11 protein-coding genes and 2 pseudogenes are annotated in these 12,551 nt (G+C 70.7%); 5 read left to right on the forward strand and 8 right to left on the reverse strand.

What is annotated here, in order from left to right; genetic code table 11:
- Nucleotides 1-42 precede the first annotated feature (42 nt).
- The 3 genes and pseudogenes from ABTY61_RS02185 to ABTY61_RS02195 all read left to right on the forward strand — a co-directional run.
- Nucleotides 43-709: pseudogene (locus tag ABTY61_RS02185) on the forward strand (SPFH domain-containing protein); the annotation flags it as partial.
- Between the two features lie 197 nt (nucleotides 710-906).
- Nucleotides 907-1,647: pseudogene (locus tag ABTY61_RS02190) on the forward strand (serine/threonine-protein kinase); the annotation flags it as partial.
- 663 nt (nucleotides 1,648-2,310) lie between these two features.
- Nucleotides 2,311-3,327: a helix-turn-helix domain-containing protein gene (locus ABTY61_RS02195; RefSeq protein ID WP_350502970.1), complete on the forward strand. Its 1,017-nt coding sequence runs from the start codon at nucleotides 2,311-2,313 to the stop codon at nucleotides 3,325-3,327.
- Here the strand turns inward: ABTY61_RS02195 and ABTY61_RS02200 are convergent.
- Complete coding sequence (locus ABTY61_RS02200; protein ID WP_350502971.1) at nucleotides 3,324-3,671, reverse strand: hypothetical protein; 348 nt, start codon at nucleotides 3,669-3,671, stop codon at nucleotides 3,324-3,326. The two genes, ABTY61_RS02195 and ABTY61_RS02200, sit on opposite strands and share 4 nt — an antisense overlap.
- Nucleotides 3,672-4,325: 654 nt before the next feature.
- Nucleotides 4,326-5,324 (reverse strand): ArsR/SmtB family transcription factor, encoded by a 999-nt coding sequence (locus tag ABTY61_RS02205; RefSeq protein WP_350502972.1) that lies wholly within the window; start codon nucleotides 5,322-5,324, stop codon nucleotides 4,326-4,328.
- Nucleotides 5,325-5,519: 195 nt separating this feature from the next.
- On the opposite strand from ABTY61_RS02205, the gene ABTY61_RS02210 reads away from it, so the two are divergent.
- The gene (locus ABTY61_RS02210) at nucleotides 5,520-5,996 is read left to right on the forward strand and encodes a peptidoglycan-binding domain-containing protein (protein ID WP_350502973.1); all 477 of its coding nucleotides are present in this window, start codon (nucleotides 5,520-5,522) and stop codon (nucleotides 5,994-5,996) included.
- Between the two features lie 321 nt (nucleotides 5,997-6,317).
- Here ABTY61_RS02210 and ABTY61_RS02215 read toward each other — a convergent pair whose 3' ends face one another.
- The 3 genes from ABTY61_RS02215 to ABTY61_RS02225 all read right to left on the reverse strand — a co-directional run bounded on the left by ABTY61_RS02215 (nucleotide 6,318) and on the right by ABTY61_RS02225 (nucleotide 8,825).
- Complete coding sequence (locus ABTY61_RS02215) at nucleotides 6,318-6,503, reverse strand: KOW domain-containing RNA-binding protein (RefSeq protein ID WP_133024552.1); 186 nt, start codon at nucleotides 6,501-6,503, stop codon at nucleotides 6,318-6,320.
- 481 nt (nucleotides 6,504-6,984) lie between these two features.
- A complete protein-coding gene (locus ABTY61_RS02220; RefSeq protein ID WP_350502974.1) occupies nucleotides 6,985-7,380 on the reverse strand; it encodes a cupin domain-containing protein in 396 nt (131 codons plus the stop codon).
- Nucleotides 7,377-8,825, reverse strand: a complete 1,449-nt coding sequence (locus ABTY61_RS02225) for an MFS transporter (RefSeq protein ID WP_350502975.1) — start codon at nucleotides 8,823-8,825, stop codon at nucleotides 7,377-7,379. Before ABTY61_RS02225 ends, ABTY61_RS02220 begins: the two co-directional genes overlap by 4 nt.
- A 58-nt stretch (nucleotides 8,826-8,883) precedes the next feature.
- Between ABTY61_RS02225 and ABTY61_RS02230 the strand changes: the two genes are divergently transcribed.
- Complete coding sequence (locus tag ABTY61_RS02230; RefSeq protein ID WP_350502976.1) at nucleotides 8,884-9,552, forward strand: TetR/AcrR family transcriptional regulator; 669 nt, start codon at nucleotides 8,884-8,886, stop codon at nucleotides 9,550-9,552.
- A gap of 273 nt (nucleotides 9,553-9,825) precedes the next feature.
- Here ABTY61_RS02230 and ABTY61_RS02235 read toward each other — a convergent pair whose 3' ends face one another.
- The 3 genes from ABTY61_RS02235 to ABTY61_RS02245 form a co-directional block, all read right to left on the reverse strand.
- A complete protein-coding gene (locus ABTY61_RS02235) occupies nucleotides 9,826-10,119 on the reverse strand; it encodes a DUF6228 family protein (protein WP_350502977.1) in 294 nt (97 codons plus the stop codon).
- An 82-nt stretch (nucleotides 10,120-10,201) separates the two neighbouring features.
- Nucleotides 10,202-11,626 (reverse strand): alpha/beta hydrolase family protein, encoded by a 1,425-nt coding sequence (locus ABTY61_RS02240; protein ID WP_350502978.1) that lies wholly within the window; start codon nucleotides 11,624-11,626, stop codon nucleotides 10,202-10,204.
- A gap of 52 nt (nucleotides 11,627-11,678) precedes the next feature.
- The gene (locus ABTY61_RS02245) at nucleotides 11,679-12,242 is read right to left on the reverse strand and encodes an ArsR/SmtB family transcription factor (RefSeq protein WP_350502979.1); all 564 of its coding nucleotides are present in this window, start codon (nucleotides 12,240-12,242) and stop codon (nucleotides 11,679-11,681) included.
- Nucleotides 12,243-12,551 lie beyond the last annotated feature (309 nt).

The following is a 12,551-nucleotide window of genomic DNA, read 5'->3' on the forward strand; positions in this document are numbered from 1 at the left end:
CCGGATCGGATGTCCGATGTGTCGACGGGCGAGGGGGCTGCAGTGGAGCCGGTGCTCATCCTCATCATCGTGCTGGTTGTACTGCTGGCCCTGGCCCGACCGATCCGGGTGATCCCGCAGGCCCGCGCCGCGATTGTGGTGCGCTTCGGCCGCTACAAGCGCACTCTCAACGCAGGCCTGAACATCGTCGTCCCGTTCATCGAACGCGTCCGCGCCCGGATTGACCTGCGCGAGCAGGTCGTGCCGTTCCCGCTGCAGCCGGTGATCACCCGGGACAACCTGGTCGTCGACATCGACACGGTGGTCCACTACCAAGTCACCGACCCGCGCGCCGCCACCTACGAGGTCGCCGACTACACCGAGGCGATCAAGCAGTTGACCGACACCACGCTGCGCAACATCATCGGCGCGATGGACCTCGAATCCATCCTGACCTCCCGCCAGGTCATCAACTCCAGCCTGCGCGGAGTCCTGGACGAGGCCACCGGCAAGTGGGGTGTCCGGGTCAACCGCGCCGAGCTCAAGACGATCGAGCCGCCGACCTCCATCCAGGACGCGATGGAGAAGGAGTCGCGCGCCGAGCGGGACCGGCGTGCGGCGATCCTGACCGCCGAGGGCCAGCGCCAGGCACAGATCCTCAGGGCCGAGGGCGCGAAGCAGGCCGAGGTGCTCAAGGCCGAGGGCGAGGCTCGGGCCGCGGTGCTGCGCTCCGACGCAGGGGCGGGTGCGGGAGCCGTCGTCGGGGTGGACAGGGGAGCGCCGGCCGCGCCTCTGGTGCCCCCACAGGCATTGGTCGGGCCCAGCCATCAACCGTTGAGGGGGGACGACCCGCGCAGTATCGGCCGCTACCGGCTGACCGCTCGGCTGGGCGAGGGCGGTATGGGGACGGTCTTCCTCGGGCGCTCTGCCGGGGAGCGACTGGTGGCGGTCAAGGTCATCAGGCCGGAGCTGGCCGCGGACGCCGAGTTCCGCCGGCGGTTCGGCCGTGAGATCGAGGCCGTGCGCCGGGTCGGTGGATTCCACACCGCGCCGGTGGTCGCTGCCGACCCGCAAGGTGATCCGCCCTGGCTGATCACCGAGTACATCCCCGGTCTGCCGCTGCACGAAGTCCTGAAGCATTACGGCGCGTTGCCGAGCCGGAGTCTGCATACTCTGGCCGTCGGTGTTGCCGAGGCGCTCGAGGGGATCCATGCCTGCAACATCGTCCATCGCGACCTCAAGCCGAGCAACATCATCATCTCCGGCGCTGGGCCTCGTGTCATCGACTTCGGCATCGCTCGGGCGCTCGACGACACCATGCTCACCCGTTCCGGCCAGCTGATCGGAACACGGGGATTCCTGGCCCCGGAGCAGTACATCGGAGGGCCGGTCACGTTCGCCACGGACGTCTACGCCTTCGGCATGGTGCTGTGCCATGCCGGAGGGGCGGTGCCGGTGGATGAGAGTGAGGTCATGGAGTCCGTCCTCAGCCTGCTGCCGGCCCCACTGGCCGATCTGGTCGTCCGCTGCCTCGACCATGACCCCCACCGCCGTCCGACTCCCACTCAGATCGTCGAGGACCTTTCCCGAAGCCGCCCGGCCGCCGGGGACTGGTTGCCGCTTCCGGTGCGGACGCTGGTCGACCTGCACAGCGCGTCCACCGGCTAGTACCAACGCCGTTCAGTCAGGCGTGGGGCTTGCTTGTCAAGGCCGACAGGCAGAGCAGCGGAGCTGCGAGAGTCCGGCCGCGGTGGCGGAGCGGACCGCAGTGGTCCGCTCCCGAAGGGCGGCGGCCGGCGGGCGTTACTGCGGGCGGGCGGCGGTTGCGATCGGGCTGTCCGCTGACAGTTCTGCTTCCTCGCCGAGCTGTGCCGGCGGCCGACCTCCGTCGAACGGGTCGAGGTCTCACCTGCCGCTACGGTCGCCGCGGTGTGCTCCGCCGATCGGTCCTGGAGGCCGTCGCCCCCGCTCTGGACCAAGGCGTCGCCAGGGACGCTTCGGTTCGACGCCGTGTTCCGCGGATGCGGTTCGGGCCGTGTCCGGGACGCGTTGAGCCTCGGCGTCGTCGTCGCCGGGGCGGAGGAAGTGTGGTTGCCGTCGGCGTCCTGCTGGCCGAGGCCGGTGACGTTCGTCGTCTCCGCGAGGGTGTCGCCGGGGCTGTGCCGTCGTGTTCCCGGGCCGGGGGTGTACCTGTACCGGCGTGTGCCGGAGATGGATTCGGGGCGGGTTCCTTCGGGTGCGTACTTGGCGGGTGCATGGCGGGTGGTCGATGATGTCGGCGGGGGGAGCCCTGCCGGTTCGGCGGGGGGAGCGCTTTCCGGAGGGGTGGGGATGGCGGCAGGTGCCCTGGGGGCCCGGTGGGACGAGGGTTTGTCGGCGAAGGAGCGTTTCGATTTCTGGCGGGACGCGCTGGGGCGGACCCGGGAGTGCGAGGCGACCAGCGCTCACGCGGACAGCTTCGAGGCGGAGTTGCGGTGGTCGGAGCTGGGGCCGGTGGCGATGTTCTGGACGTCGTTCCGGTCGGCGCGCTTCGTGCGCGACGAGCGGATGGTGCGGCGCTCGGACCGTCAGGAGCTGTACCACCTGACGCTGCTGACCTCCGGCACCCAGGCACTGGGGCGCGGGAGGGACCAGCGGGACAGGTCCGGGCCCGGGGAGCTGTCGCTGATGGACAACACGACCCCGTACGACGTGCGGGTCTTCGGTACCGGCCCGCAGGACGCCCGTGCGGCCGGGGTGGGCATCGACATCCCCCAGTCCCTGCTGCCGGTGCCCGGCCGCCTGGTGGGTGAACTGCTCGGCCGCAGGCTGCCCGCGAACGAGGGCCCGGGCGCGCTGCTCGCGGAGTTCCTGCTCGGGCTGGACCGTCAGGCCCACACGCTGCGGCCGGCAGAGGCGGCCCGGCTCGGGACGGTCGTGGTCGACCTGGTGGCGGCCTGGGTCGCCCGGGAACTCGACGCCGTCCCCGTCCTGCCCCAGGAGGCCCAGAGGCGGGCCCTGATGGAAAGCGTTCGCGGGTTCATCCGGCACAACCTCCACGACCCCGACCTGACACCGGCCACGGTCGCCGCCGCGCACCACATCTCCCTCAGCCATCTCCACCACCTGTTCACCCGGCACAGCGGCGGCGAGACCATCGCCGCCTCGATCCGCCGACAGCGCCTGCAAAGGGCCCATCGCGACCTCGCCGACCCCGCGCTGCGCGGCGCCCTGATCCACGTGGTCGCCGCCGCCTGCGGCATGCCGCGTGCGTCCGAGTTCAGCCGCGCGTTCAAGGCCGCGTACGGGATCTCCCCACGCGAACACCGGAGCCAGGCGCTCCTCAAGGCCTGCGACCAGGGCAACTAGGGAGAGAGGGGGTGCCGGCCGAGGGCGGCGCACGCCCAGCCGGTGAGGGTGAGCGCCGCGGCGACCGAACCGACGACGACGGCCCGACGGCCGTGTTCGGCACCCTTGGAGCGCTGGAAGGCGGCGACGAGCGTGGCGGTTCCGGCCGTCGCCAGGGCGACGTGGATGAACGCCCGGACAAGGCCGCCACCGAACGCCAGGGATGCCAGGGTGCCGATGGCCAGCGTGGCCAGCGTGGGCAGCCAGAGGGCGGCGGAGACAGCGGCGGCTGACACGCAGGCGGCGCGGAAGCGGTCGGGGCGCCGGAAGCAGAGCGGGGCGGCACAGCCTGCGGCGCTCAGCAACTCCGCGTCGGGGGAAGGAGGTAGGACGGCCGCACGGGGCCGATCCGCAGCACCCCGACGGCCCGCAGCACCCGAGGAGGTCGGCGATCTCGATCCAGCTGTGCGGGGTGTGCGGATTGCCGCCGATCCGCAGGCCCGGTGTGAACAGTCCGTCGAGGTACTCGCCCCTTCCCGGCCCTCCCTTCTCACTTCTGTGGCACCTGCTGCCTCGGACGATACGCATCCCCGCAGACAACCCCGGTGCCGCGGCCTGTGCGTGGGGTGTCCGGGGCCGAACGCAAGTGTCCTTCCCGAGCTGCTCGCCGGTCGGCTTCGCCCGGCGGGTCCTGGTGTTGGAGATCCACACCCGAGATCACCTCCACCACCCCCTCGCCGTCGGGGATCTCCTCGACGTGACCGCGCGGCACGGTCACCGACCCGGTGCGCTCCCGGTACAGGGCGGGCGCGGCCACGCGCCGGTCGAACGCGCTCGGCTTCCAGCACCGCTCTTCTTCGCAGTCGGCCCCTTCGTCTCACCGGCCACCAGGAGGCGCTACACGCCGAGGGGTTCGGTGAGCACACCGTCAAGGACGGTGGCCATCGCGCCGCCGGCTCGGGTGTCGAGCTGAGCGACGTCGTGTGGATGGACGTCGTGTGGATGGACGTCGAAACGCGCTACGCCTCCTCCAGCAGGGCGAGTCCGGTGGGTGTGAGCGTGTGGAGTGCGGTGTTGCGGTGGCGCAGGGTGGTGATCAGGCCGGCTTGGCGCAGCACGGTGGCGTGCTGGCTTGCGCCGGAGGGGCCGATGTTCAGGGCGGCCGCGAGTTCGCCGGTTGTGCAGCCGGGGCGTTGTCCTATGGCGTACAGGACGGCCGCGCGGGTGCGGCCCAGCAGTGCGGACAGCGGCGCGGGCGTTTCGTCGCCTACGGAGCGGACCCTGATGGGGGCGAGCGGGCCGGTTGTCGCGTCGTGGTGGGCGGGGTAGGTCAGGACGGGCTGGGGTTCGACATCCGGATCGATCAGGGGTGCCCGGCTGGCGAACATGGACGGTATCAGCAGCAGGCCCCGTCCCTGCAGATGGAGATCGCCCTCTATCCCGCTTGCCAGGTCAATTTCCAGGATCGGAGGCCGCCAGCGGATCCGCGGTGGGTACAGCCCTTGCAGCAGTTGTTCGATACCACCGTGCAGCATCTGCCGGGACCGGATGGCCCGGTCGGCGGCGACGGACGCGGTGACCTGCGGCCAGTACGGTGCCAGCACCGTCGCATGGACCTCGCCGAGGACGCCGACGAGCCGCCGAAGCACCTCAGGGTTCTCGCCCAGCTGGTGCGCCCAGCCGGGCAGGCCCTGCCGCTGGGCGATCCTGGAGATGCCGGCCCTCAGCTGCGTCCTGGGGGTGGCGGCCACCTGCTCCAGCAGCTCGGGGACGCTGCTGGTGCCGCTCGGGCTCAGGAAGGAGGGGGACCACCCGTGTGCAGGTGTCAGGTCGAGCACCATCCGTGCCTGCGGCGCGAGTGAGGTCCATACCTCTCGGCGCCACGCTCCGAAGCGCAGCGGCTGGTTGCGGTCCTGCAGGATGCGCAGCGCGATGCTCAGTTCGTCCAGGGGCGGGACGGATTCGGCGATGCGGGTGCGTGCCAGGTCCGCGCTGGTGAAGTGGAACCGGTAGACCATGCGTCCTTACCTCCACCCGCCCGGGTGCCGCTGCGGCTGCCGATTCTTCCCGTACGTCGTTGTTCACGCCAGGTTGAAACAGGACGACGCTGCGGGTGGCCGCGGCTGATGCTGTTGGTGCAGGGAGCGCAGGCCCCCTGTGGTCGCCCATCCGGATCCCGAGGCGATCCCCCCGGACAACAGAGAGGTAAACGCATGCGATCGAACGCCTTCGCCAGGACCCTCGTCAGTGTTACCGCCGCGGTCGGCATCGCCGTCGGCAGCATGGCGGGCGCGAGTGCGGGGTTCGCGGCCTCCCGACCGGCCGTCAGGCCTGCGGCGAGCGCCCAGGACGCCTCCATCCTCGCGGTGAACAACCTTGGCCTGAGTAGCCAGCAGGCCATGAACGTCCAGTGCTTCCTGACGCAGGACCCGGCCGACTACACCGACGCCATCGACGGACAGCTGGGCCCGAACAGCTGGAAGGCGATGCAGCGTTGGCTCGCCGAGTACTGGAACTACCCGCGCAACCAGATCGACGGAATCGTCGGGTCGAACACCATCAAGGCGCTGCAGCGCATGCTGGCGTTCGGCTGGGGCTACACCGGCGGCATCGACGGGGATGCCGGCCCGGGGACCCGGGCCGCATTCAAGAGGTTCGCCAACGACATGAGCGGCTTCTACCCCTGCTGAGCCATTCCGTCGCCACAGGAGACTGGCAAGCCGTCTGTTGTCCCGCCCAGCAAGCTTGACCGGTCGAACCGGGCTCATGATCGAGCGGGACCATCGCCGGCCCGCCACCGGCACTTGGGCTGTGCCGGTGCCGGTGCCGGTCAGGCCGGCAGCAGCCGTGGGAAGAAGCGCCGGCGCCGTTCCCCCGGCTGCCCCGACCCGGCCCGCTCCCACGGTCGGGCGCAGACCTCCTCGATGCCGGGGCGGTGGCGTTCTGTGAAGGCCCGCAGGCGGCCCGCTCCTCGCCAGTACGCGACCGGATCAGACCGTGAGGGGCAAGAGTCAGACAACCCTCACGACATCCGACAAGGGGATATCGATCCTGGTCGCGTCGCCGAAGATGTCCACCGTCAACTCGACACGGCCCCGAACATGGTCAACAGCCACGACAGGGCTCGTGAAGTCCGTGAACGGCCCACCGGTAATCCGCACGTCGGTCCCAACCTGGATGTCCATCTCGTGCGTCATACCAGCTCCCTGCGCGCCACTACGTCAATCAGCCACCGCCGACAGAAGCCAACCTACCTTCGGCGGATGGGGCCGAACCGCCCGGGGCAGGCTGCGATGCGACCGTTGGTCAAAGCACAAGCTGAGTACGGCAGCGTCAAGTGGAACGAGTAGACCTTCGGATGCCGACGTGGGCGAGGATTCTGCGGACCGCAGCATCGCGTCGATCAGCCGGAGCGACCTCGTCGACCGTCCGCGGCCGGGGAAGGGCCCCTGGTGCCCGTTGCAGAGGCGCCGCCGGGCGCTGCCCGCCGGGCAGTCCGCAGTGCGAACGTGTTCGTTACGATCGAGTTATGACTGGCCACTGGGCGGCATTCCCTCCCCGGGAGGTGCTGCTGGCCGCGCTGGCAGCGCGGTGGTCGTCCTCGCCGGCCTGGTCGACGAGGTCTGCCGCGTGGAGGCTTGTGGTGGCCCGGCAGCGGCTCTGCCGGGCCACGTTCGGTCAGCGGGTGTCGGTGCGCTTTTCGAGGCGGGTGCCGTGGCGAAGGGTGATCGACATCAGGTCGCTGGCGGTGTCCAGTTCCAGGCGGTGCCAGCGGCCGCGGGGGACGATCACGGCGGTGCCTGCCTGCAACCGCACCATGTCCTCGACGCCGCCGGGCCTGTCGGAACGGAAGTAGAGGCGGACACCGCCGGTCAGGCAGCACACCGCTTCCTCGGCCTGGGGGTGCATCTCCCAGTGGTCGGCGTGCACGTCGGCGTCGGTCTCCACGTGGAACGTGGCGATCTGCCAGGCGCCGGAGTCGCTGCTCGTCATCTGCCGTTCGACGGCTCGGACGTCGCCGTCGGGGTGGAAGTGCAGCGCCGAGGCGAACAGGTCGATAGGGATCGTCGTCATGATGGTGTTCCTTCCAACTGGCTCTCTGTGGGGGCGGTGGATTGCGGGAGAGGTGTGACGGCCCGGTTGCGGGGCAGTACGCCGATCGCCACGACCGCCGCGAGCACGAAGAGGGCGGCGGCGATGGCCAGGCCCAGGGCGTAGCCGTCGTTGAGCGCGGCGGGGTCGGTGGCCGCGCCGGTGTGGTGTGCGGTGATGGTGGCCAGGGCGGCCAGGCCGATGCAGCCGCCGAGTTGGCGGGAGCCGTTGAAGAGGCCGGAGGCCATTCCGGCCTCACGCGGAGCGACGCCGGTGGTCGCGGCGGCGGCGACCGGGGCCAGGACCAGTCCGGTACCGATGCTGGTGACGAGGGACGGGCCGAGTACGTCGGCGAGGAAGCTTCCGTCGGGGCTGATGAGCGCGAACCAGGCCAGGCCCGCGGCGGCCAGCAGGGCGCCGGGCACCAGCGATGCGCGAGGTGTGCGGGTGGAGGTGATGCGGGTCGCGGCGACGGTGCCCGCGACCAGGCCTGCGGAGAAGGGCAGGAACGCGGTGCCGGTTGCTGCGGCACCCATGCCCAGGACCTGCTGCATGTACAGGGACACGAAGTAGAACGCCGTGAACTGCCCGGCCGCGGCCAGGAACACCAGCACGTTCGCGCCGACGACCCAACGGCTGCGCAGGAGGCCGAAGCGCAGCAGGGGCGCGGTGACTCGCGACTCGGCGAGGACGAAGGCGGCCAGCAGCACGACCGCGGCGGCGAGGGTCGCCCACGTGATCGGGGAGCCCCAGCCGAGGGTGTCGGTGCGGACGACGCCGAACACCAGCAGTCCGATTCCGCCGGTCGCCAGGACGGCACCCAGCACGTCCAGCCTCTCGCGCCGGGCGGGCTGTGCTCCGGCGGGCACGCCTGCGGGTACCAGTGCGAGAGCCGCCGCCACGATGGGCAGGTTGATCAGCATGACCCAGCGCCAACCCGCATATTCGGTCAGCAGCCCACCTGCCAGCACGCCCAGCGCGCCGCCTGCGGCGTTCACCGCGCTCCACACCCCGAGCGCGCGGACGCGCTGGGGGCCCTCGGTGAAGGTGGTGGTGAGCATCGCCAGCGTGGCCGGCGCGGCGGCCGCGGCGCCCAGGCCTTGCCCGGCGCGGGCGGCGATCAGCTGCCAGGGTGCCTGGGCCAGTCCGCCCGCCAGCGAGCACAGCCCGAAGACGGCCAGGCCCAGCACGAACAGTCGACGCTGGCCGTACAGGTCGCAGGCGCGGCCGCCCAGCAGCAGTAACCCGCCGAACGTGAGCGCGTAGAGGTGCACGACCCACGACAGGTCGAGCGGCGCGAATCCCAGCGCGGTGCGGATCGCGGGCAGTGCGACGTTGACCACCGACATGTCCAGGGCGAGGACGAACTGGGCGACGGCCGCTGCCGCCAGCACCGCGCCGGGGCGCCCCCGTGAGTTTTTATACATGTAAGGAAAGTAGCGCGAAGGGATCGCCGCTGTCGACATCTGGGGGATGATGGGAGGCATGCCGCAACCGTCCGCACCGCGCAAAACCCTCGGCCGACCTCCCCGCATCTCCCTTGAGGAGGTCATCGAGACGGCCCGCCGGATCGTGGCCGAGGAAGGCGTGAACCGGCTGACCATGCGGCGACTGGCCGCAGAGATCGGCAGTACGCCGATGGCGCTCTACCACCACGTCCGCGACAAGGAAGAACTGCTCGTCCTGCTACTGGACGACTACGCCACGCGGACCCTGCGCCGACCCGAACTGCCCGCCCACCCTCGCGAGCGGATCGTCGCCGCTGCCGCCGCGATCCACGAGGCGCTCGCCGCCTGCCCCTGGATCACGGAGGTGCTGACCGCCGACGACTTGATGTCCACGTCCGCACTGTGGTTCGTCGAGCAGATCGTCGACGGCCTGGTCGAGTGCGGACTGACCCCCGAGCAGGCCGTGCGCGGTTACCGCGCGATCTGGTACTACACCGCCGGAGAGATCATGGTCCGGGCGACAGCGGCGCGGCGCCGCGCAGACGACGACCGTGCGACCTACCGGGAGCGGGTCTTCGCCGAACTGGACCCGGACGAGCTTCCCCGCCTGGCGCAGGTCGCGGACCATTGGGCGGCGCTGACCGCCGAGGACACCTACGTGGAAGGCCTCCGGGCCCTGGTGGACGGCCTCCTCGCCACCCGCTGACGGGCCGCCGCCGATGAACGCGTCACTGTCCTGCACCGCCGACATTCTGCCGACACGCCAGTGCCCGTCTCCTCTGCCGAGCATGGTCACCTTGAGCTGGGAGCGCAGCCGCCACTCCGCGCGGGTCTGGGCTCCACCGGCCGGGGTGCGGGTCATGGGGGCCTCGCCAGAGGGACCGCAGGGCCTCGAGCTCGGAGCGGGGGAAATGCTCGCCCCACCTGCCCCGGTATCCGCTCTCGCCGTACTTCCTGGCGACTTCGTCGAAGCAGCGGATCACCGCTCGCGCCACCGCGTCGACGCTCTGCTGGGTCGACCAGATCTCGGTTCCGGCGTTGTCCTGCTTGCTGCCATCTGGCAGTTGCAGGAGAGGGTGGACATCTGCTCGCCCGCCTCCAGCCAGGTCACGACGGAGCCGTCCCAACCACCGGCTGCCCTCGGCCACGGCCGAAGGGTCCAAGTCACCCCGACGTGACCCCCCGAACGGAAGACCGCGCTGACGGACCGGTTGTCCTGGCAGCGGACGAGCACGCCGGTCGGCGTGTCGAGGCCGGCTTCGTGGGAGCTCATCGGCTGAACAGCAGATCAAGGAGGTGCCGGCCGGAGCAGTAGTCAAGACTTGTGGATCGCGACCCCGTCGGGCATGACCGAGTCACGGAGTGACTCCCCACCACACCACCCACGGCACGAAGCCGACCGCAGCAAGGCCGACCGGGGCCAGGCGCAGCCACATGGCCAGGCTCGGAGTCGGGTGGCTGCGCCGGACTGCCCTGGCCGAGGCGACGGCGGACAGCACGACTGCGATCGCGAGCCCCTGCACCACCAGCCACGAGGCGGGTTGGCCCAAGATGACCGGCGTGGCCGCGCCCTCTCCCGCGACGAAGACAGCCATCGAGCACCCCACCGTTGCTATGACCGCCAGCAGGCCGAACCCGGCCAGCCATCGGACCGGGCGCAGGACCGGTCCGCGGCGCAGTACGGCTGAGATCGGGTAGGTGGCGAAGCCGAGGAGCAGCAGGGTCGGGGCGACCCAGACGTACCAGGCGTCGCGGGGTATGGGGGTGCTGGCGAGTTCCTGTCGGGGTGCGGGTTGGACGGCCGATGCCGGTGGGTGTCCGGCGGCGGTGGCCAGTACCCATGTCGTCATGGTCTGGGCATAGTCGGGGGCGAGTTCGCCGAGCTTCTTGCCCTGGAAGCGGGGGCCGCCGATCCGGTCGAAGCCGTCCGAGGTGCGGTGTCCGTTGTGCGCGCCGTGGGCGATGAAGCTGATGACGGCGTGTTGGTTGCCTGCTCGGGCGAGGGCCTCGCGGAAGATCCGCGCGCTCTCCTGGGCCGGTACCTGTGTGTCGTGGTCGCCCCACAGAGCCAGCAGCGGGGTTCGGCTCAGCCGTTCCAGTACCGGCACGGGTTCGTAGTCGGCTGCGGGGAACAGGCCGGTGGTGGCCATGAGTTGGGCGGCGGGGCCGGCCACGGTGCGGCGGAAGGCTCCGCTGACCCCCTGGTGCTGCAGGTGCGTGGTGAGGTTCCAGGCCTGGGTGCGCAGAGTGTCGTAGCCGGGGCCGCCGATGGTGAGGACGAACGCGACGTCGTTCGAGCGGGACGCGGCCAGCGGCGCCACCCAGCCGCCTTCGCTGAACCCCCATAGCCCGACCTGATGCGGATCGACCCCGTGGCTGGACTGCAGCAGCCGCACGCCGGCGAGGGCGTCGTCGGCCAGCAGGCCGAAGTCCCGGTGGAGCAGGGAGTAGCCGACGGTGCGTTTGTCGTAGACGAGCGTGGTGATGCCGGCCTGGGCGAAGGCCTCGGCCTCCTGCTCGTACTCCTCCCTGGGTCCCGGGCCCGAGCCGCCGACGAGCACGATGCCGGGCCCCGTGCCCGGTATCGCGTCCTTGCGGAGCACGGTGCCGTGCAGGACCAGGCCATTGCCGCTCCGGAAGGTGACCTCCTGGCGGATCAGCCCGTCCCCGTCGGCGTGCGCCGACGGCGCACCCAGCATGAGCAGGCCGCCGGCCAACAGAGCGGCCAGGAAGACCAGAAGAGCGCGCGGCGGTGGTGCGGTTCTGAGTAAGAGCAGCACGACGTTTCCCCCTTGTCTGTCGGCTTGTGTGTCGGCCATCCGGGTCGTGTGGTCAGTCGGTCTCGGGAATTCCGAGCAGCCGGACCAGGACGGGACGCGCCCCCGACGCGTCAGCCTGCTCGGGCGTCGAGTACCGGTAGAGGAGGGCGATGTACTCCTCGAAGAACGCATGAAGTTGATCGGGGTCGACCCTGAGCGTCGCGCGCGAGAAGAGCGCCGCGTCGGCCCACGGTCCCAGGGCGTCGCGCGCCTCCTCGAATCGCCGGGCGGAGTCGACGAGCTCGGCGAGGTCCAGGCGGTGCATCTGCGTCAGTGCCTCGCGCATCTGCGGTGTCTGTCGGCTGTACGGCGGGAACCGCCGATCTCCGGGCACGGCCCGCCACCACCGCTCGCGTCCCTTCGCCAGCTCGGGCACCTCCTCGACGAGGCCGTGCTTGGCCAACTGCCGCAAGTGGTAGCTGACCAGGCCCGTGCTCTCACCCAACTCGCGGGCAAGCACGGTCGAGTTGGCCGGCCCCCGACGCAGGCATCGCTCGATCTTCTGCCGCACCGGGTGCGCGAAGACGCGCAGCGCCTCGACATCGGTGATCTCCTGGGCAGGCGGCTGTTCCGGCATGTCAGCAGCCTACGAGTTGCAAATTGGCTTTGCAAGCCTGTTTTGCAACTCGTGCCGAAGGGAGGTCCGCGTCGCCTGGTCCGGGACTACGAGGCCCGTACCACCAGCGGCCAGACCCTCGTGCGGTGGTCGATGGCGATGCTCAGGGGACGCCGCTTCGCTCGTCGGCCGGAACCCCGGCCGTACGGTTCCGGCCAAATCCGGCACGGGCGCCGGGCAGTTCGGCGCTTCCGCTTAGCGGCGCCCAGGAGCACTCGCTTGACCATGTCCCTGACAGGAAAATGCGGGCACGACGGCCGGACCGTGCGG

Source organism: Kitasatospora sp. NPDC096128 (assembly GCF_040303105.1).
Taxonomy (GTDB): Bacteria; Actinomycetota; Actinomycetes; order Streptomycetales; family Streptomycetaceae; genus Kitasatospora.